Annotated in this window: 15 protein-coding genes; 7 read left to right on the plus strand and 8 right to left on the minus strand. The window is 63.6% G+C overall.

Annotation, left to right across the window (positions count from 1 at the left end):
* Window positions 1-76: 76 nt before the first annotated feature.
* From KSW38_RS21085 to otnC, 3 genes are read left to right on the plus strand one after another with little or no spacing between them, the layout of a single operon-like run.
* Complete coding sequence (locus KSW38_RS21085) at window positions 77-754, plus strand: aspartate/glutamate racemase family protein (RefSeq protein WP_216926910.1); 678 nt, start codon at window positions 77-79, stop codon at window positions 752-754.
* Between the two features lie 31 nt (window positions 755-785).
* Window positions 786-2,102 (plus strand): 3-oxo-tetronate kinase, encoded by a 1,317-nt coding sequence (gene otnK, locus KSW38_RS21090; RefSeq protein ID WP_216926911.1) that lies wholly within the window; start codon window positions 786-788, stop codon window positions 2,100-2,102.
* Window positions 2,103-2,107: 5 nt separating this feature from the next.
* Window positions 2,108-2,728 carry a 3-oxo-tetronate 4-phosphate decarboxylase gene (gene otnC / locus KSW38_RS21095; RefSeq protein WP_254186775.1) on the plus strand — a complete coding sequence of 207 codons (621 nt, stop codon included), beginning with the start codon at window positions 2,108-2,110 and terminating at the stop codon, window positions 2,726-2,728.
* 18 nt (window positions 2,729-2,746) lie between these two features.
* Here otnC and KSW38_RS21100 read toward each other — a convergent pair whose 3' ends face one another.
* The 3 genes from KSW38_RS21100 to nirB are packed head-to-tail and all read right to left on the minus strand — an operon-like array spanning window position 2,747 to window position 7,618.
* The gene (locus KSW38_RS21100) at window positions 2,747-3,904 is read right to left on the minus strand and encodes a uroporphyrinogen-III synthase (protein ID WP_216926913.1); all 1,158 of its coding nucleotides are present in this window, start codon (window positions 3,902-3,904) and stop codon (window positions 2,747-2,749) included.
* Window positions 3,905-3,914: 10 nt separating this feature from the next.
* Window positions 3,915-4,949 (minus strand): uroporphyrinogen-III C-methyltransferase, encoded by a 1,035-nt coding sequence (cobA, locus tag KSW38_RS21105; RefSeq protein ID WP_216926914.1) that lies wholly within the window; start codon window positions 4,947-4,949, stop codon window positions 3,915-3,917.
* Window positions 4,950-4,957: 8 nt separating this feature from the next.
* Window positions 4,958-7,618 carry a nitrite reductase large subunit NirB gene (nirB, locus tag KSW38_RS21110; RefSeq protein WP_216926915.1) on the minus strand — a complete coding sequence of 887 codons (2,661 nt, stop codon included), beginning with the start codon at window positions 7,616-7,618 and terminating at the stop codon, window positions 4,958-4,960.
* Window positions 7,619-7,900: 282 nt separating this feature from the next.
* Here nirB and nirD point away from each other — a divergent pair, with 282 nt between their 5' ends.
* Window positions 7,901-8,269, plus strand: a complete 369-nt coding sequence (nirD, locus tag KSW38_RS21115) for a nitrite reductase small subunit NirD (RefSeq protein WP_216926916.1) — start codon at window positions 7,901-7,903, stop codon at window positions 8,267-8,269.
* A gap of 21 nt (window positions 8,270-8,290) precedes the next feature.
* Here nirD and KSW38_RS21120 read toward each other — a convergent pair whose 3' ends face one another.
* The 3 genes from KSW38_RS21120 to KSW38_RS21130 all read right to left on the minus strand — a co-directional run bounded on the left by KSW38_RS21120 (window position 8,291) and on the right by KSW38_RS21130 (window position 13,463).
* Window positions 8,291-10,036 (minus strand): phospho-sugar mutase, encoded by a 1,746-nt coding sequence (locus tag KSW38_RS21120; RefSeq protein WP_216926917.1) that lies wholly within the window; start codon window positions 10,034-10,036, stop codon window positions 8,291-8,293.
* Window positions 10,037-10,136: 100 nt separating this feature from the next.
* On the minus strand, window positions 10,137-11,768 hold the full coding sequence (locus KSW38_RS21125) for a glycoside hydrolase family 32 protein (RefSeq protein ID WP_216926918.1): 1,632 nt from the start codon (window positions 11,766-11,768) through the stop codon (window positions 10,137-10,139).
* A 93-nt stretch (window positions 11,769-11,861) separates the two neighbouring features.
* Window positions 11,862-13,463, minus strand: a complete 1,602-nt coding sequence (locus tag KSW38_RS21130) for a glycoside hydrolase family 68 protein (RefSeq protein ID WP_216926919.1) — start codon at window positions 13,461-13,463, stop codon at window positions 11,862-11,864.
* A gap of 503 nt (window positions 13,464-13,966) precedes the next feature.
* On the opposite strand from KSW38_RS21130, the gene KSW38_RS21135 reads away from it, so the two are divergent.
* Together KSW38_RS21135 and KSW38_RS21140 are read left to right on the plus strand one after the other, a co-directional pair.
* Window positions 13,967-14,653 carry a hypothetical protein gene (locus KSW38_RS21135; RefSeq protein ID WP_216926920.1) on the plus strand — a complete coding sequence of 229 codons (687 nt, stop codon included), beginning with the start codon at window positions 13,967-13,969 and terminating at the stop codon, window positions 14,651-14,653.
* The gene (locus tag KSW38_RS21140) at window positions 14,650-15,945 is read left to right on the plus strand and encodes an Ig-like domain-containing protein (RefSeq protein ID WP_216926921.1); all 1,296 of its coding nucleotides are present in this window, start codon (window positions 14,650-14,652) and stop codon (window positions 15,943-15,945) included. Before KSW38_RS21135 ends, KSW38_RS21140 begins: the two co-directional genes overlap by 4 nt.
* A 7-nt stretch (window positions 15,946-15,952) precedes the next feature.
* Here KSW38_RS21140 and KSW38_RS21145 read toward each other — a convergent pair whose 3' ends face one another.
* On the minus strand, window positions 15,953-16,753 hold the full coding sequence (locus KSW38_RS21145) for a purine-nucleoside phosphorylase (protein WP_224091904.1): 801 nt from the start codon (window positions 16,751-16,753) through the stop codon (window positions 15,953-15,955).
* Window positions 16,754-16,883: 130 nt separating this feature from the next.
* Here KSW38_RS21145 and KSW38_RS21150 point away from each other — a divergent pair, with 130 nt between their 5' ends.
* Complete coding sequence (locus KSW38_RS21150) at window positions 16,884-18,293, plus strand: NAD(P)H-quinone dehydrogenase (protein WP_216926923.1); 1,410 nt, start codon at window positions 16,884-16,886, stop codon at window positions 18,291-18,293.
* A gap of 102 nt (window positions 18,294-18,395) precedes the next feature.
* Here the strand turns inward: KSW38_RS21150 and KSW38_RS21155 are convergent, their stop codons facing one another.
* Window positions 18,396-19,145 carry an MBL fold metallo-hydrolase gene (locus KSW38_RS21155; protein ID WP_216926924.1) on the minus strand — a complete coding sequence of 250 codons (750 nt, stop codon included), beginning with the start codon at window positions 19,143-19,145 and terminating at the stop codon, window positions 18,396-18,398.
* Window positions 19,146-19,187 lie beyond the last annotated feature (42 nt).

The following is a 19,187-nucleotide window of genomic DNA, read 5'->3' on the forward strand; positions in this document are numbered from 1 at the left end:
TTCTTTCGTTCTTGGAAACAATGCGTTGTCTGGTGCGCCGTTAATCAGCAGCTTCTTGTGCCATACGCTGATCTGCATGACTAACCCCGCGGTCCTTGCAATGCTGCACACAGTCCCTGGCTTGATTAAGGACATGGAAGCCTTGGCCTCCGAGGTAGTCCCTGGCATTCGTGTCCTGCACTATGTGGATGAGTCCTTGCTCCAGGACACCATTGCCAGGGGAACAACTCCAGAACACGTTCGGCGCCGTTTGGTGGACTATGCCCGCTACGCCGAGGAATCAGGCGCCCAGGCATTGTTGGTGAGTTGCTCCTCCATCGGCGAAGCCGCAACCGCCGCAGAGGACTTTGTCTCCATCCCCGTCCTGCGCATCGACACTCCCATGGCCGGGCTCGCCGTCGAATCGGGCGCCAGGATCGGCGTGCTCGCGACCCTGTCTGCAACCCTCGGCCCAACCACCCGGCTTGTCCGGGACTCAGCCCAGCGGCGGAACAAAAAGCCCGAAATCACGGCCAGAATAGTCGACGGCGCTTTCCAGGCTCTGCGCGCAGGTGACCGTTCGATGCATGACAGCTTGGTGCTTGCCGCTTTCACTGAACTGGCAGCAGAGTGCGATGTGATCGTTCTCGCCCAGGCGTCGATGGCCCGCGTCATTGAGCACACTCAAGGACAGCCTGAAGGACCCCTCGTGCTGGCTTCGCCAGATTCTGGAATGAGCCAGCTCAGCACTCATTTTCCTTCCCAAGACTCGTAACCAGAGCCGTCAACCGAGAAAGATACAGACCATGCCAGACACACCAACGAAGGCCAATGTCACTTGGTTGGGCGTCATCGCCGACGACTACACAGGTGCCTCGGACGTGGCCGGCACCCTTGTCAGCGCCGGAATGCGCGTGGTGCAGACGTTCGGTATCCCCGACGCGTCGATGCAGCTGCACGATGTTGACTGCATCGTCATTTCGCTGAAGACCCGCAGTGTGCCGGCTGCCGAGGCAGTAGAACAGTCTTTGGCCGCGGCACGTGCCCTGAAATCCCGCGGCGTGCAGCAGCTCTACTTCAAGTACTGCTCCACATTCGACTCAACTCCGGAAGGCAACATCGGCCCAGTGGCAGATGCCTTGCGCGAAGAATTCGTCCCGGCCGGCATGATCACAGTGGTTGCCCCAGGAACTCCCGCATTGCGACGCACCGTGTACAACGGCGTGCTGTTCGCCGGCACGGACCTCCTGCAGGAATCGTCCATGCGTCACCACCCGCTGACCCCGATGACCGATTCGAACGTGCCACGGCTTCTCCAGGCCCAAAGCAGCAACCCTGTGGGTCACATCGGCTATGGCGCAATAGAAGCAGGAGTATCCGCGGTTAGGTCGGAACTCGATACCCTGGGCAGCCAAGGCGCCGGGTACGCGGTGGTGGACACACTCAACGACCGTCACCTCGCAGTCCTCGGGGCTGCACTCCTGGATCACCCGCTCGTCACCGGCGGATCAGGACTGGTGGGAGGGCTGGCCGCCACCCGCAGGTTCCGCGGACAACCGGACCCGGCGCATGCTGCCCGTCCAAGTGGCCCTGCTGCAGTGGTCGCCGGCAGTTGCTCCGAGATGACGAATGCCCAAATCCGGGCGTTCCGCGAGGTGTACCCCTGCTTCCTGGTGGATCCTGTCGCCATCGCAGAAGGACGGGACGTAGTGGCCGAAGCGCTGATGTTCGCCAAGGAAAATCTTCCGGGCGGCCCCATCCTGATCCATTCCTCTGCTTCTCCAGAGGAAGTCTTGAAAGCCCAAACGCATCTTGGCAAGGACCGGGCCGCCGAAATAACCGAAGGCAGCCTTTCCGCGATTGCCGAAGGACTCGTCGGCTTAGGTTGCCGGCAGCTCATCGTCGCCGGCGGAGAAACCTCCGGGGCTGTGGTCCGCAGGCTTGGCATCACCACAGCCCGAGTCGGCAAGGAGGTCACACCTGGTGTGCCATGGCTGAAAACCGAAACCGACACCGAGTTGTCCATCCTGCTCAAATCCGGAAACCTCGGAGACCCGCGGCTCTTCCTTCACGCATGGGACCACGGCCGCATGGGACCACGGCCGATGACGGGGATGGGATGACTGCGATGGATAGTCGCCAGGAGCTCGTCCGGCTGGCCAGGTCCCTGCATCAAAGAGGGCTGACCAGGGGAACATCGGGAAACCTTAGCCTCAGAGTGGACGGCGGAATGCTGGTCACTCCCACCAACGCCTCCCTGGGTGAACTCAGGACAGAAGATCTGGCAATGGTCTCCGGCACCGGAGAACACCTGTCCGGGGCCCGTCCCTCCAAAGAGGCCTTCCTGCACCTGGCCATGTACCGGGCAAGACCGCAGGACCATGCCGCAGTCCATCTGCATTCCACTTACGCCACCGCCCTATCGTGCCTGGCAGAGCTGAATGACGACGACGTTCTGCCACCTTTGACGGCCTACTTTGCCATGAGGGTTGGACGGCTGGTCCGGTTGCCATATTTCGCACCGGGCGACCAAGGCTTGGGCGGGACGGCCCAAAAAGCTGCGGAATCGAGCCATGCCCTGCTGCTGGCCAACCACGGACCGATCGTTTCTGCGCCTTCTCTGCCACAAGCAGTGGACGCTGTTGAAGAAGTAGAAGAAACAGCCCGACTGTTCTTTCTCCTTCAAGGCCACGCGACACGTCCCCTGCAACCTGCCCAGGTGGCTGAACTTTCCGCACCCCGCGCGTAGCTAAGGAACCTAACGAACCTAAGCGCGGAGCCGGTACCCGCGCTTCACGACGGTTTCTATGAGCCTGCCGTCCGGAAGCGAGGAACGCAGCCGGCTGACAGTCATGTCCAGGGCGTGCACGGAACCGCGGAGGTCCAGGAGATCCGAGAGCGCTTCACGGGACAGCACCGCACCGCCGGCGCCGAGCAGGGCCCGGAGCAGCAGGAGCGGGGCCGGGGCAAGATCAATCACTTCGCCGTTGATCCGCAAGCACCGCCCGCGGAGTTCGATGGTGGCGCTCTTGGTTTCCAGCCGGCGCACATGGTTCAGGGACAGGTGCTCCGTCACCAGGCGGATCAGTGCGCCCATGCGGTAACGGTCGGGAATGAGTGGCGTCAGCCCGGCGTCGACCAGTGGCTGTGCCGTGACGGGCCCAACGGCGGCAACCGTGACGGGCCCTTTGAGCGCTTCAATAAGCTGGCGGTACAGACCCATCTCGTGTGCCGTGCTCCACATTGCGTCCACTGCGGGGGCGCTGGTGAAGGTCAGGACGTCAAGGTTGCCATTGCATACGGCTTCGATGAGGCGCGGAAGTTTGTCCTCGCCGTCGGGCTTGACCCAGCGGTATGGCGTCACCGTCAGGACTGTGGCGCCGGACATCCGGAGGCGCTCCAGTTGGCGAACATCGGTGTAGCCGTGCAGCTGCACGGCCACGGTCTTGCCCCGGACGCCTTCAGTGAGGAGCATGTCCACAAGGGTCGCTGTGGTTTCGTCACTGCTGATTCCGACGTCGGCGAGACCGGCCGCGCGGACGGCACCGCGGGCTTTGGGTCCCCGAACGAACATGCGGCAGGCCGAGAGTGTTTCCAGGAGTTGCTCGCCGATGCCGAAGGAGTCCGCTGCCTCGCACCAGCGGCGCATGCCGTAGGCAGTGGTGGCGATGCAGATATCCGGTTTGGCGGCAATGATGGTGCGGGTGTCCTCGATGAGGACCATGTCCTCCTGCACGGGCGCGATCTTCAAGGCCGGGGCATGGAGCACGCTCGCGCCGCGCCGTTCCAGAGCCTCGATGAGGTCCCTGGAACGCCGGTGCGAGGTGACGCCGATGCGGAAGCCGTCCAGCGGCGCTTCGGTAGCTTCTGACACGTCCGTGGCGGTTGTGACGTCTTGGATTTCAAGGGCACGTGCAACAGTCATTGATTTACTTTCAGGCTTCAAGGAGCGAAGCCGCGAGTCGGCTCAGTTCAGCGGATGCTTCGGCATGATTACGGTTGGCTTCAGCCACCCGGACCACCTCGCCTATGACCAGCACGGCCGGGTTGCTGCAACCGGTGGCTGCCGTTTCGATCGTACCTAGATCGGCGATGGTGGTGCGTTGGCCCGGGCGGTAGCCGCGCTCCACCACGGCCATCGGCATGTCGGCCTCCATGCCGGCCCGGCGCAGGCCGGCGGCAAGCTGCGGGAGGGTTCCGATGCCCATGAGGACCACGATCGTGCCGCCGAGTCCTGCCAGGTGGGTGTGTTCGTTTTCTGTCAGTGGGGCATGTCCGGAAACCACGGTGAACATGTGGCTGACCTCGCGGTGCGTTACCGGAATCCCAGCTGCAGCCGGAACGGAGATAGCGCTCGTGACGCCGGAGATCACGCGGACGGGAACGCCAGCGGCAACACAGGCGGCCACTTCTTCGCCGCCGCGGCCGAACACGTACGGGTCGCCGCCCTTGAGCCGGACCACGTTCTTGCCAAGCAGTGCAGCTTCCACCATGAGTTTTTCGATGTCACGCTGCGTCACTTTGTGGTGCCCAGGCTGCTTTCCAACGTCCACCAACTCGCCGGACGTCAGGTCAGCCAGCTCCTGGTACGGGGCCAGACGATCGTAAAACACGACGTCGGCATCGCGCAGGGCGTCCACCGCACCAACCGTGAGGAGATCCAGGGCGCCCGGACCACCGCCCACCAGGGTCACCTGACCCTCGGTGCCTGGTGCCGGCTCGAAGGCAACCGGAATCCCGGCGCCGCCGCAGCTTTCCACCAACGGCTCCCAACCTGTGTCGCCGTCATCCACCACTGCCACCAGGAACGGACGCTCGGGTAGCGGTCCGTCGCCGGGTGCGCCGACAGGGGTGGTGAGGCGGAACACGTTGGCCCCGGCAGCCTCGTAGCGGCGAACGGCTTGGCGGGCGGCTTTTTCGGATCCCGTGACAAGGACGTCGCGGCCTGTGAGGTCAATGGTGAGCTGCATGGCTTCCCCTAGTTCTCTGCGCCGACAGGTTCTGCGCCGACGGGTTCTGCGCCGACGGTTTCGCGGCGGACCGGGATAGTGGAGGCGATGAGCACGCCGCCCTTTTCCTCGTTCGTCGCGGGACGGATCTGGCCGCGCTCCGGAACGAAGGAGATGGACTCGTCCTTCTGGTTGGGGGCGTTGACGAAGGAACGGAAACGACGGAGGCGCTCCGGGTCCTTCAACGTCTCAGCCCACTCGTCCTCGTAGGTGTCGATGTGCTTGGCCATGGCAGCTTCAAGCTCTTCGGCGATGCCCAGGGAGTCGTGTACCACTACTTCCTCGACGTGCTTGATGCCGCCGTCGAGCTCTTCCTGCCAACGCGCGGTGCGCTGCAGGCGGTCGGCGGTGCGGATGTAGTACATGAGGTAGCGGTCGATGTACTTCAGCAGTGTTTCGTCGTCCAGGTCCTTGGCAAGCAACTGGGCGTGTGCCGGGGTGGCACCACCGTTGCCGCCCACGTACAGGTTCCAGCCATCAGCCGTGGCAATGACGCCCACGTCCTTGCCGCGGGCCTCCGCACACTCTCGGGCGCAACCGGAAACGCCCATCTTCAGCTTGTGCGGGCTGCGGAGGCCCCGGTAGCGCAGTTCCAGGGCGATGGCCATGGCTACGGAATCCTGGACGCCGAAGCGGCACCAGGTGGACCCAACGCAGGACTTCACCGTGCGCAAGCTCTTGCCGTAGGCCTGGCCGGACTCGAAGCCGGCATCGACCAGTTCCTTCCAGATGTCCGGCAGCTGCTCCAGGCGGGCGCCGAACATATCGATGCGCTGGCCACCGGTGATCTTGGTGTACAGGTTGTACTTTTCGGCGACCGCTGCGATGACACCGAGACCCTTGGGAGTGATTTCACCACCGGCAATGCGCGGAACCACCGAGTAGGTGCCGTCCTTTTGCATGTTCGCCAAGGCGCGGTCGTTGGTGTCCTGCAGGGAACCACGGCCGGCATCCAGGACGTAGGCAGAGTGCTGGCTGGCCAGGATGGAGGCGATGGTCGGTTTGCAGATATCGCAACCTGCACCCGTGCCGTACTTGGCCATGATCTCCTCGAAGGAGGTCAGTTCCAGGACGCGGATGGCGTCGAACAACTCCTGGCGGGACAGGCTGATGTGCTCGCACAGGGCCTTGGAAACCTCGATGCCGGACTTCTTCAGTTCGCCTTCGAGGAGCTTCTTCAGCATGGGGACGCAGGAACCACACTGGGTGCCGGCACGCGTGCAGCCCTTGAGTTCGCCGAGTTCCTGGACCGGAGCGTTGCCTTCGCAGGCGCCGCAACCGTTGACGGTGTCCCGAATGGTTCCGGCGGACACGTTGTTGCAGGAGCACAGGATCGCATCGTCCGGCAGCTCGGTTTCCGGAGCCTCGCCGCCACCGGCAGCGCTCAGGAAGGCGCCGGGTTCGGCGGGCAATTCGCGTCCCAGCAGCGGACGCAGGCTCATGTAAGGGGAAGCGTCACCGACGAAGATGCCGCCCAGGAGGGTCTTTGCATCGTCAGTGGTGACGATCTTCTGGTAAACGCCACGGGCGGGGTCTGCGTAAACAATTTCGAGGGAGTGCTCGGTGCGGGCAAAGGCATCACCGAAGCTCGCAACATCCACGCCGGACAACTTCAGCTTGGTGGCCGTATCGAATCCCGGGAACGTGGCCTCGCCGCCGTGCAGGCGGTCCGCCACGATCTCGGCCATGGTGTTCGCCGGGGCAACGAGGCCCAGGCACATGCCCTCGAAGTTGGCCACTTCACCAATGGCCCAGATACCGTCCACCTCGGTGGCACAGAAATCGTTGATCACCACGCCGCCGCGCTGGCCCAGGCTGAACAGCTGTTCTTCGCCCTCAGCTGCGCGGAAGAGGTCATCGCGCGGCTTCACACCGATAGCCACGATCACGAGGTCCGCATCGATAGTGCGGCCGTCTGCCATCAGGACTCCGGTGACCTGGCCGTCGTCGTCCGTCAGTACTTCGGACGGGAAGACACCGCCGTGGACCTCGAAGCCCTTCGCTTCGATCAGGCGGCCAAGTGCCTGGCCGGCGCCCTCATCCAGCTGCGTATTCATGAGCCACGGCGCACCGTTGATGACGATCGGTGTGGCGCCCAGCTGCTCAGTGCCTGCAGCGGACTCAAGGCCCAGCAAGCCACCACCTATGGTGACCGCGTTAACCTTGCGGCCCAGCTTCCCACGAAGCTCTGCAATGGCTTTGTTGATGGCCCAAACGTCCTCGAGCGTCCGGTAAACGTGAGTGTGCTCGGAACCAGGGATGGGGAGCCGGGCTGCATCCGAACCCGAGGCAACCACCAGGTGGTCGTATTCGTACTTGTTGCCTGCGGCCGTGAGGACACTCTTGGCAACGGAGTCAATCTTGACTGCGCGTTCGCCGGTCTTCAGCGTCAGGGCCTCGTGCTCCCACATGGCAGCGTCGCCCAGGGTGAGGTCTACGTCGGTTTCCGTCAGCGCCTTGCTCAAGGCAACGCGGTCGTAGGGGAGGTGCGCCTCTTCGGTCAGCACCGTAACCTGCCAGCCTTCAAGACCGCGGTTGTACATTGCGTCGGCGAAACGGTGGGCCGCAGGGCCGCCTCCGACGACAACGATGCGGCGCGGGTTCTCTGTACTTGAAGTGTGTCCGGTCACTGGTGGGCCTTTCGCAGATGTTGCAGACGGATCTCCGCAACTTGTGCCTCCAGCCTAGGGACGGGCAGTTTCGCTTCAGTTTCCCCTTTGTTTCGTGATCTTAACTTCTGCATCACGAACGCATTTCGCCAGGTGTGAGGTCTCTTTTACGCACCCGACACAAATGCGCACCCCCGATGAAACACCCGCGTCCTAGCTTTGAAGAGTGGCCGCAAGCGTGGCCCGGTCCGGGGGAGTGAAGGTGGAAAATGCCAGCGCCCGGACACAGTGAGAGGGGCTGAAATGACCGTAATTCTGGACCGTGCCGACGAACTGACTACTACCGCCGTTGGCGAATGGCACCGTGTGTGCCCGGTGGACGAACTCGAAGTGGCCTGGGGCGAAGCGGCACTCATCCAGGGCCGCCAGGTAGCGTTGTTCCGCATCGCACCCGGCGAAGTCTTCGCCGTCGCACAGCAGGACCCGGCCACCCTGGCCAACGTCATGGCCCGCGGCATTATTGGGTCCCGCGGCAGCCGGCCGACCATTGCGTCGCCGCTGCACAAAGAGGTCTATGACCTCGAAACCGGTGAGTGCTTCACCGACCCGGCCCTCAAGCTCGCAACGTTCGCCACCCGCCTTGTGGATGGCTACCTCGAGGTTGAACTCTAAGAACCCTCCAGACTCCGGCGGCTACAAGCCCAACGCTTCGCGGACATCCCCAAGGACATCGTCCAGGGATGTCCGCGCTGCTTGGCGTGCAGCGGGAAGCTCGGCCGCCGACTCTACCGCCTGGATGACCTCCAGGTAGCACTTGAGCTTTGGTTCCGTGCCGCTGGGCCGGATGATCACGCGGCTCTGGTCCCGTGTGAGGTACAAAAGCCCGTCCGTGGGCGGCAAAGCTTCACTGCCTTCGGCAAGATCGGTAAAAACCTCGACGCCGGAGCCTCCAAACGCTTCCGGCGGGTTGACCCGCAACCGGTTCATCATGGCGTCCAGGAGCCCCAGGTCCGCCACACGGATGCTCAACTGGTCACTCGCATGAAGCCCGTGCACCAGGTACAGCTCATCCAGGGTGTCGAAAATCGTCTTGCCGTCGGCCTTTGCGGTTGCCGCCAATTCCGCGATCAGCACCGCCGCCGAGATGCCGTCCTTGTCCCGGACCAGATCCGGCGCCACGCAATAGCCCAGCGCTTCCTCGTACCCATAGGTGAGTCCCGGGACGCGCGAAATCCACTTGAAGCCAGTGAGTGTTTCCTCATGGGAATAGCCCGCGGCAGCGGCAATGCGTGACAACAGCCGTGATGACACGATTGAGTTGGCGAAGACGCCTGCCCGGGGTTCTTCGCCGGCACCGGCGGTCATACGCGCAACGATATGCGCGCCCAGGAGCGCACCAACTTCGTCCCCGCGCAGCATCCGCCAGTCTCCGGTTGCGGGGTCAACCGCAGCAACTGCCGCCCGATCGGCGTCGGGATCGTTGGCCAGGACGATGTCTGCATCCAGGTCCGCCGCGGCCGCAAGGGCCAGGTCCAAGGCGCCTGGCTCTTCCGGGTTGGGAAATGCGACAGTGGGGAAGTCCGGGTCAGGTTCGGCCTGCTCGGCGACGAGGGTGACGTCCGTGAAGCCAGCAGCGTTCAGCACGGATACGGCTGTTTCACCGCCCACACCATGCATGGGGGTGAGGACGATCTTCAGATCGCGGGCGGGGAAGTGCTCTGCGTCCACGAGTCCCGCCATTGCCGCCTGGTAGTCCGCGGCGATTGAGCCTGGCAGTACTGTCCAGCCAGCCGCGGCCAGCTCGATCGACTCCAGCGTGCCCACGGCCTCAATCTTTTCCGCAATCTGGGCATCGTACGGGGCCACGATCTGGGAGCCCCTGCCGCTCTCTGTCACGGCGTGCCGGCCAAGATAGACCTTGTAGCCGTTGTCCTGCGGGGGATTGTGGCTCGCGGTGACCATCACGCCGCCGTCGCAATCCAGCGCCCTGACCGCATAGGCGAGCAACGGCGTCGGGAGCGCTGCCGGCATCAGGAAGGTTTCAATCCCGGCCGCAGTGAAGATGGCAGCCGTCTCTTCCGCGAAAATGTCCGAGTTATACCGGGCGTCAAAGCCGACGACGGCGCGCGGCCGGGTACCCGGCGCAGCTGCGGCCACCACTTCGGTCAGGAACGCAGCCAAGCCAGCCGCTGCCCGCCGCACCACCACCCTGTTCATCCGGTTGGGACCTGGCCCGAGGGCAGCTCGAAGGCCGGCGGTGCCAAACTGCAGGGTGCCATTGAAGCTGTCGCCCAGTTCCTGGACTGCTCCTGCGTCACCGCCGCTGGCGAGGTCGGTGAGCTCAAGGAGAGCGGCCGACGTCGTGGGGTCCGGATCGTGGGAAGCCCATTCGCGGGCGTCGGTGAGCAGCTGGTTGAGGGCGGCATCGCTTGATGTCATAGGGACAAAACTATCCTCATTGCCCACGTCAAAGGCAACGCGGGGTCAGATACGGCCCATAAATCCTGTCGTAATGGGCCGTATCTGACCCCGCGTTGCTTTAGAGCGCGCGGGATTGGACGGTGAAGTCCGTGTTCCCATCCATGCTGAACACAGAAGATCCCGTGTTGTCCCAGTCCGGGAAGAAGGTGTCCGAAATAACCGCCGCCCCATCCTGGGCGAAGACCTCCACGGACGAGGAATCCAGGAGGATGCGCAGGCGAACCTTGCCGTCGCTGCCGGAGGAGGGCAGGGCAACCTCGTGGTAGGGACTGAATTTCTCGGAGAAGTTGCTGGTGCCGGCCTTGGAACGGTCAACCCTTACGGTGCGCTTTTCCTTGTTGTAGGAGATACGCAGGCTAGCGCTACCGTCAGCGGAGCGACGAAGAAGAATTCCTGCTTCCCGCGCAGAGGTAAGGTCCATTTCCAGTTCAATGAGCTGCGTACGGCTGGCAAAATCGGCGCCAAGATCCTGTGCCTCCGGCCCGACGGTGAGGTTTTTGCTCTTCACCTCACTTGAGCGTTCAAGAGCTTCCCGCGCCACGCCGGCAATTGCTGACCGCAGTTCGAGCCGTTTCTGGCCCCGGACCAGGGTGAGTTCGCGGGGGATAGCCATGGAGCCGCGCCACGGCGTAGTGGGAACGTGTTGGGCGTAGTCCCAATTGCCCATCCAGCCAAGGAGCACGGGTTTGCCGCCGGGCGCTCCGGAGATGGAGTTTGCCGCGTAGTAGTCGGCGCCATGGTCCAGCCACTGGGATTCGGTGAGCGGAGCGTCGGCGGGCGCGGCGTTTTCGGCCGTGAAGCGGGTGCCATCGAATTCGCCGACGAAGTACTGCATGCCTGAGCCACCTGCGATGCCGCCGGGGTTGATGCTCAGCAGCATGACCCACTTCTTCGCGGTGGAGTCCTCTACGTCCATCTGGACGAGTTCCGGCACCTCCCAGAGTCCGCCTTGGGCACCGACCCCGGAGAAATCACTGAGGAAGTCCCAGTGGAGAAGATCCGTGGATTTGAACATCTTCACTACCTGCGCGTCCGCCACCACCGTGGTCATCACCCAGTACCGGCCGGGCTCGTACCACGTGATCTTGGGGTCGCGGAAGTTGTTGTTGGTAGGCGCCAGGTTCAGGACGGGGTTGCCCTTGTACTTCTGCCAGGTGCTTCCGTTGTCCACGCTGAAAGCGACGGACTGGGCCTGGGAACCTTGGGGGAGCGCGCCGTTCTTTCCATATGCACTGGTGTAGAGGGCCACCATGGGTGGGTTCTGCGCAGTCCCCAGTCCCGAGGCGTTGTTCTTATCCATCACGATCGAGCCGGAGAAGATTTCCTCCTGCGGGCTCGCCTCCATGGCAACAGGCTGCTGTTCCCAGTGCACCAGGTCCTTGCTGGTGGAGTGGCCCCAGGACATGTTGCCCCATGAGTTCCCGCGAGGGTTGTACTGGTAGAAAGCGTGGTAGGTCCCGTCATGGTAGACGAGGCCGTTGGGGTCGTTGAGCCAGTTCTTTTCAGCCGTCAGGTGGACTGCGGGCCGCCACGGATCTGAAGCGGATGGCCGGTGCCCGCCCGGGGCGGGGGCCGGCGTCGGGCTTTCCGGTGCTGGAGCAGTGCAAGCGGCAGCGGAAAAAGCGACCACGACGGCGGCACTTGCGGCCAGCAGGTGACGGCGGGAAAGGCGGGGATTGGGGTAAGTCATGGGGAGAAATCCTGGGGTTGGGGGTTGGCAGGGGTGCCGGCCCTTGTGGAGCCTGCACCCCTGCCGTGGCCTTACGGCCGAGGGTGGTGCGGCCTACTTGTAGAGGCCTTCGCCGCCAACACGGAGGTTGGTGGGCAGGTAGCCGAACGGGCCGAGGCCGTTCTTGCCGAAGGTGCGGTCAACCTGCGTCACGCCACCCTGGAAGTTCATCTTCACGGTGGGGGACAGGGAGCCGCCGCGGACGCCGTCCACGTTGTCGATGAACGACTGCACGAGGCCGCCAGGCTGTACGTAGTGCGAGTAAGCCTGGAACTGGCGACCATTCTGGCGCGGGTCCGGACCCTCCGGCGCGTTGGCCGGCATGTTCAGGTCCGTGGGGGAGCCCAGGGCCAGGCCGCTGTTGTTCACCGGCTGGAAGTCGGAACGAACGCCGTTGCCCACGAAGCCGTAGACGCCGTCCGGGCCGCGCATGCCATCCGCGTAGGTGAACTGGTGGCTGATGGTGAACAGGTAGTACTTGTTCTTGCCGTTTTCGTTCTGGATGAAGATCTGCGGACGCTCAGTTTGGTCGTTGACGCAGTTCGCGGACAGGATCGGGGGCAGGAAGCTCCACTTGGTCAGGTCCTTGTTGTCGGCCACTGCCAGGCCAACATTCGCGGTCTGGTACCAGGCGCCGGTGGTGGTGTTGACCTGGTCCAAGGTTTCGGCGTGGGGATCGCCCGGGCGGTAGCCGAGGTCTTCCTGCTTGCACTTGTAGTCACCGCGGGTGCCGCCGGTGTTGCCTTCGAAGACCATGAAGGTCTTGCCCGGGTGGGCCGGGTCCGCGAAGGTGTACGGGTCACGGAACGCGAAGCCCGGGTTCTGGGCCTTGTTCTGGTACAGCTTTCCGTCCGGCTCAAGGAGCTTGGTGTGCTCGAAGCCATCGAAGGTCACGCCGTCCTGGTTGGCGTGGATGTTGCCCAGGGCCTTGGCAATGACAGCATCCGGGGCAATTCCGCCGCCGCCTGCATTGCGCTCAGCGACGTCGTAGAACGTGGTGGCCGTGTAGAAGACGTTGACCTTGTTGCCCTGCATGAGGCGCGTGGAGCCGGACCATTCCGTGTTGCCGATGGACGTGTTGTCCAGGAACAGGTGTCCGCCGTAGTTCCACTTGTCCTTTGCAGGATCAGCGTTGGTCTTGCGGAAGAAGTACCCGATCCGGGCGTTCCAGTGGCGCTGGTCGAAGCCGTAGCCTGCGTGCCGGTCAGCAACCAGGGAGAAGATGACGTCCCAGCCTTTGTAGCTGATCTGGTTCGCGTTCTCGTCCGTCAGGGACCAGGTGTCCCACACCCAGACGTCGTCGTTCATGGCGGGGAAATCCTTGGGGATTTCCGGCATGGTGACGTCGGGGCTCATGGAGTTCTGGCCCGGAGCAACGTTGGTGTTGCTTTGTGCCATGATCTGCTTCGCGTCGGCGCGGGTCCATTTGGACGTAAAGTCGGCCGCCGGGTCGTACGCCTCCTGCGTGTGGAGGCTGGGGAGCGGGAAGCCGGGGGTGGGGGCCGGCATGGTGCTCGACGGCGGGTCGGCCGGCAGGTTGGCCTGGGCGGCCGGGGTCACCAGCAGGATGCTGCCGGCAACGCTGGCTGCGGCTGCGAGGGCTGCTGCCTGTCGCAGACGGCGGCGCGGCCGTGTTGGGGTTGAGTGCGTGTTCATGCTTGCTCTTCTCGCGGAGTGTTGGACTTCGTGGAGTGCTTATCAACTCCGGCGTCCATCGATCCGCTGAAGGCGTCTTCGAGGGACGCCATCGTTTCGAGGTGCGGCGGTCCCTTATGGGGTTCTCGCCGCGGCGGTTCCAGTACGTCGACTTACCGGAACGACTCCCACGCTAAACACGTGTGAGGCCCAAATCAAACAACATTTCACGGACGCAAAAGCACTTGTCAGACATATGTGTGCAAGCGTTTACATTTCCATTGCGCGCGCGTGCCACAGCCTGGCCGCTGGATCAAATGTTTCGAAATAAAACTGACTTATTCTGAGAATTCACTGTGCGTTTACGTGGGCTCCGTTTGACTTGACGCTCTACCATTCCTGGCCTACGCGGCAGTGCTCGGCGGGAAACTCCTTCTAAAAGTCCAATCGGTGGACGTAAAATGTGGTAGCGATTCCGGAGCACCCCTGCGAACCGGACCCCGCCTGTTGTGAGCTGGTGCTGCATGTGTGAGTTACCAAAGCGCCGTTGGCGGTCCTCCCTGACTCCATTGCGCCTCGTGCTCGCGGTCCTGGCTGTGGCAGCGATCGTGGCGGGCTGGTTGGTTCCGGATCTTTTGTCCGCCCTTCCCATTGGTGCAGGCCTGCTGACCTTCGCCGTGGCCGTCCTCATGCCCGCTATCCGGGAAATCGAGCTGGGAGCTTCCCCCAGCATCAAGCTGGCGCCTGCACTCAAAGACCGCGAGGACGAGCTCCGCAGCGTCTTCGAACGGCAGAAGGGGGACATGGAGTACTGTGCCCACTTGCTCTGCGACAACGCGGAAACTGCACGCAGCTTGCTGGAGGCGGCGTGGTCCCAGTCGACGAACGCGTGGAAGGGGCCAGTGACGCCCCAGCTGCGTGTCTACACGCTGTGCGTGTTCGTGGAACTCCTGAAGAAACACGAACACTGGCTGCAGAGCCGTGAAGGCAAGACGAAGGGGACCAAGGGACCCAAGACAAAGAACGGCAAGAGTCCATTGGCGAGGTTGTCGTACGACGAGCGGGTCGCCGTCGTGCTTCATGTCTTCGCAAACCTGACCGTTGGCGAGATTGCCGGGATGACTGATCGTCCGGCCCTGGAGGTCGGCAAATCATTGGCGGCCGCCGAAGAGAAAACCAATCGCCTGGCGTTGGAAGAAGGCCGGCCGTGAGGGACGCGCTGCGGGAGCGGTTGTTGTCCGAGGCTGCGCTTCATGCGAAGACCAACCCGGCCGACCTGGACCGTGCCTTGGGCGAAGGAATGTCCACTATCCGGCGAAGGCTGGTTCGAGCCTGGGTGGTGGTGATCGTGGCCGCCGGGCTCGTGACGGCCGGGCTGGTGGCTCTGCGCGTGCTTCTCGACAGGCAACCGGCAGTGCTGGAATCCATCGCCGTGAGCGCTCCGGCGAGCTCGCTCCACCCCGAGGCCATCCTTCAATTGTCCGCGGAAGCTACCTACAGCGATGGCTCACACAGTCCGCTGCAAGACGGCGTTGAGTGGGCCTCGGACAACCTTGCGGTGGCCGGAATCAGCGCAGACGGCAAGGCGACAGCGGTTGCGCCGGGCGTCGCCGGCCTGACAGCAACGGTCGACGGCGTCTCCGGACGCTTCGAGCTCACGGTCACCACGCCGGGAACGGCCTTGCTGAAGGCCCTGCGCATCACTCCGGGCGATGCGGAGGCCGACCCCGGAGGCAAGATACAGCTCCTCGCCGAGGGAACGTACAGCGATGGGTCTCTGGGGAGGCTCAACGTCACAGCTATATGGGGGTCCCGTGATCCAGGCATAGCGACCGTGGACGGCGACGGCCTGGTCACCGCTGCAGCTCCGGGCACGGCCATCATCTCCGCCTCCCAGGATGGGTTCGAAGCCACCGCCCGCATCACCGTCAACACGGCACCGTCGGCCAAGTTCTCCGGCTTGGCGATTGAGCCCGCCGAACTCACGATCAAGCAAGGGCAGACGCACCAATTGACGGCAATCGCCTCGTACACGGACGGGACCACCAAACCCGAATCCAGCGTGACCTGGTCAACGGGCAACCCCAAGGTCGCAACAATCTCCGCCTCCGGGCTCGTGACCGCGCAGGGCCTGGGGCAAGTGCTCATCGAAGCCAAGCACGTGGACGCCGATGGCGAGGAATGGAAAGCGCAATCGAAGGTGGCCGTGGAGCATGCGGTGATTGCCGTCGTCGTGAGTCCTGCTGGTCCGCATGCATTGGAACCGGGCTCTAGCGTCCAACTGACCGCAACTGTCACGTATAGCGACGGCAAACCCGGGAAGCCGGTCATTACTTGGGCGTCAAGCCGCCCGATCATCGCCTCTGTCAGCAATGGGTTGGTGCGGGGAGGCCCCGTGCAAGGTCAGGTGACCATCACGGCCACAGCGGACGGCGTGTCCAGCAACGGGGTAGTGGTCAGCGTTGGTCCAACGATTCCGACGCAAGGGCCGGTAAAGGGCTAGCAGGCCTTTAGAGCTTGGCGATGATCTCCGCCAGCAGAGTGGAGATTCGCTTGCCTGCGGCTTGGCCGGCCTCGAGGACCTCGGCGTGGCTCAGCGGAACCGGGCTGATTCCCGCGGCAAGGTTGGTGACCAACGAGATGCCGAAGACCTCCATTCCTGCATGTCGTCCGGCGATGGCTTCCAACGCCGTGGACATCCCCACGAGGTCAGCGCCGATGCGCTTGGCGTACTGGACCTCGGCGGGCGTCTCGTAGTGGGGACCACTGAACTGGGCGTAGACACCTTCCTGCAGCGACGGATCCACCTCGCGGGCCAGTTGGCGGACACGTGAGGAGTAGAGGTCCGTGAGGTCCACGAACGTGGCGCCCTCAAGCGGGGACGTGGCCGTCAGGTTGATGTGGTCGCTGATGAGCACAGGTGTGCCCGGGGTCCACTCCTCATTGAGGCCACCGCAGCCATTGGTGAGGACCAGCGTCTTGCAACCCGCAGCTGCGGCCGTGCGAACGCCGTGGACGACTGAGCGGACACCCTTGCCTTCGTAGTAGTGCGTCCTGGCTCCCAGGACCAGGGCGCGTTTGCCTTCCTTCGTCAGGACGGAGCGGATGGTTCCCACATGGCCCACGACGGAAGGTTGGTGGAAACCGGGAACCTCTGAGGCATTCAAGGTGGCAGTGGTTTCACCAATGAGGTCGGCAGCTTCGGCCCAGCCGGAACCGAGCACCAGCGCCACATCGTGGGACTCAACGCCAGTCTCGGCGGCAATGAAGTCCGCGGCGGCCCGGGCAGCTTCGAAAGGATCTGTGTTCATCAGCTCAGTGTTACTCACTGGTACAAGCTACCTTGCGTGCGCGGCAATTTGGTAGGGACGCGCACGACGCTCCGGGGGTGAGGCTGGGCTGACTGGCAGCCTGAGGTGCAATGAGCGAGAATTGAGGATTGTGACCACCCAAGTTGACTTCAGTTCCCCCCGTATCGCGATTCTGGGAGGTGGTCCCGGAGGATATGAAGCCGCCATGGTGGCCGCTTCCCTCGGCGCAAAAGTCACCATCATCGAGCGGGCAGGCCTTGGCGGCTCCGCCGTGCTGACCGACGTCGTGCCTTCCAAAACCCTTATTGCCACCGCCGACCTCATGACCCGCGTCGCTGAGGCGGACGAGCTGGGCGTCAAATTCGACGGTGACGGTGGCGGCTCCAAGCCCCGCGCCGATCTGAAGCACATCAACAACCGCGTCCTGGATCTGGCCCGTGGACAGTCCCACGACATCCGCGCCGGGCTGGAGCGCCTCGGTGTGGAGATCGTGATCGGTTCCGGCAAATTGCTGGACAACAACACGATTGAGGTGCTGACCCTTGAAGGCGTCCGCACCATCGACGCCGATGCCATCCTGCTGGCGGTGGGCGCACACCCGCGCGAACTTCCCACTGCCAAGCCCGACGGCGAACGCATCCTTAACTGGGCCCAGATCTACAACCTGGACGAGCTGCCCGAGGAACTGATCGTGGTGGGCTCCGGTGTCACCGGCGCCGAGTTCGCCTCCGCCTACAACGGCCTCGGCTCCAAGGTCACACTGATTTCCAGCCGTGACCAGGTTCTCCCCGGTGAAGACACGGACGCTGCCAAACTGCTGGAAGGCGTGTTCGAGCGCCGCGGCGTGCACGTGTTGTCCCGCTCGCGCGCCAACGCAGTTGAGCGGACCGACGACGGCGTGAAGGTCACCTTGGGCGATGGATCGGTGGTCACGGGCTCACACTGCCTGGTGTGCGTTGGTTCCATCCCCAACACCGCCGGAATCGGCCTTGAGGAAGCCGGAGTGACCTTGACGGAGTCCGGCCACATCAAAGTGGATGGCGTTTCGCGCACCACCGCCCCCAACATCTACGCTGCCGGCGACTGCACGGGCGTGTTCGCGTTGGCGTCCGTAGCCGCCATGCAGGGCAGGATCGCGGTTGCACACTTCATGGGTGACGGCGTGAAGCCGCTCAAGCTCAACCAGGTAGCCTCGAATATCTTCACCTCCCCGGAAATCGCCTCGGTGGGCGTTTCCGAGGCCGATCTCGCCTCTGGCAAGTACCAGGGCGACGTCGTGATGCTCTCGCTGCTCAGCAATGCCCGCGCCAAGATGCGCAACACCAAGGATGGCTTCGTCAAGATCATCGCCCGGAAGGGATCCGGCACCGTGATTGGCGGCGTGGTGGTGGGGCCGAACGCTTCGGAGCTCATCTTCCCGATCTCCGTGGCCGTCACCCAGAAGCTGCACGTTGATGACGTGGCCAGTGCTTTCACCGTGTACCCGTCGCTGACTGGGTCCATCTCGGAGGCAGCACGCCGGCTGCACGTACACATGTAAGCTCATTGCTCCTGTGGCGCCCGTTTCGACGGCTGGCTGCGTGCTAGATGGTTGGAACCGTCTAACGCGCAGCGAGCCACCGAAACGGGCGCTTTCGCGTTCCTAGGTGCGCAGCGCGGCGACGGCTTCAGCGAGGGACATGTGCAACGCGGGACCGTGGCCGGGCAGGATCACGTTGGCCTGGATGGTGCTCAGTGAGCGTGCCGCTGCGAGGGCGGTCTCCGGATCCGAGTGGTACATCCGGTGCAGCATCTGCGGGCCGGATTGTGTGCTGATCGGATGGTCACTGGCAAACGTGTCTCCTACGGCAATGGTCTGCGCACCGGGGATCAGGATCGCCGCATTGCCGGGAGTATGCCCAGGCAAGAGGATGGCTTCCGGCTGGCCAGGCAGGCTCTGGAGCCTCTCCGGAGTCCATGCCTCGGCCCGTGTTGCCGGTTCGGCTTGGAGGGCCTTTGCCTTGATGACATGGAGGAGCCAGCGGAAAACACGTGGCCGCCACGCCCGGATAATCACCTGACCGAACGTAACCTGGTGCTTCTCCTTGCCCTGCACGTGGGCGAGTTCCTCAGGGGAACACAGAATGGGCGTGCCGAACGTCCTGGAGAAATAGGCTGCGGAGCCTGTGTGGTCCACATGGCCGTGGGTGATGAGCATGGCTTTGGCATCAGCTGGCTCGAGTCCAATTTGGCGGATGGATTCCAGTACCAGGTCCCTGTCCGCCGGGTACCCGCCGTCGATCAGTAAGTAGCCCCGCTCATCCGGGGACGGAGGGGCATCGCGGACAATGACCCAGTTGGATGCGGGTCCTTGGACGAAGTGGATTCCCGGAGCGGGTTCAGTGATGTTCACCCCGAAAGTCTAGGCGTGCGAGTTCGTGGGAACAGGCAAGCC

Source organism: Paenarthrobacter aromaticivorans (assembly GCF_019038615.1).
Classification (GTDB): Bacteria; Actinomycetota; Actinomycetes; order Actinomycetales; family Micrococcaceae; genus Arthrobacter; species Arthrobacter aromaticivorans.

Coding starts and splice junctions, on each gene's coding strand:
- KSW38_RS21085 (WP_216926910.1), top strand. CDS start 77: ATGACTAACCCCGCGGTCCTTGCAATGCTGCACACAGTCCCTGGCTTG.
- otnK (WP_216926911.1), top strand. CDS start 786: ATGCCAGACACACCAACGAAGGCCAATGTCACTTGGTTGGGCGTCATC.
- otnC (WP_254186775.1), top strand. CDS start 2,108: ATGGATAGTCGCCAGGAGCTCGTCCGGCTGGCCAGGTCCCTGCATCAA.
- KSW38_RS21100 (WP_216926913.1), bottom strand. CDS start 3,904: ATGACTGTTGCACGTGCCCTTGAAATCCAAGACGTCACAACCGCCACG.
- cobA (WP_216926914.1), bottom strand. CDS start 4,949: ATGCAGCTCACCATTGACCTCACAGGCCGCGACGTCCTTGTCACGGGA.
- nirD (WP_216926916.1), top strand. CDS start 7,901: ATGACCGTAATTCTGGACCGTGCCGACGAACTGACTACTACCGCCGTT.
- KSW38_RS21120 (WP_216926917.1), bottom strand. CDS start 10,036: ATGACATCAAGCGATGCCGCCCTCAACCAGCTGCTCACCGACGCCCGC.
- KSW38_RS21125 (WP_216926918.1), bottom strand. CDS start 11,768: ATGACTTACCCCAATCCCCGCCTTTCCCGCCGTCACCTGCTGGCCGCA.
- KSW38_RS21130 (WP_216926919.1), bottom strand. CDS start 13,463: ATGAACACGCACTCAACCCCAACACGGCCGCGCCGCCGTCTGCGACAG.
- KSW38_RS21135 (WP_216926920.1), top strand. CDS start 13,967: ATGTGTGAGTTACCAAAGCGCCGTTGGCGGTCCTCCCTGACTCCATTG.
- KSW38_RS21145 (WP_224091904.1), bottom strand. CDS start 16,753: ATGAACACAGATCCTTTCGAAGCTGCCCGGGCCGCCGCGGACTTCATT.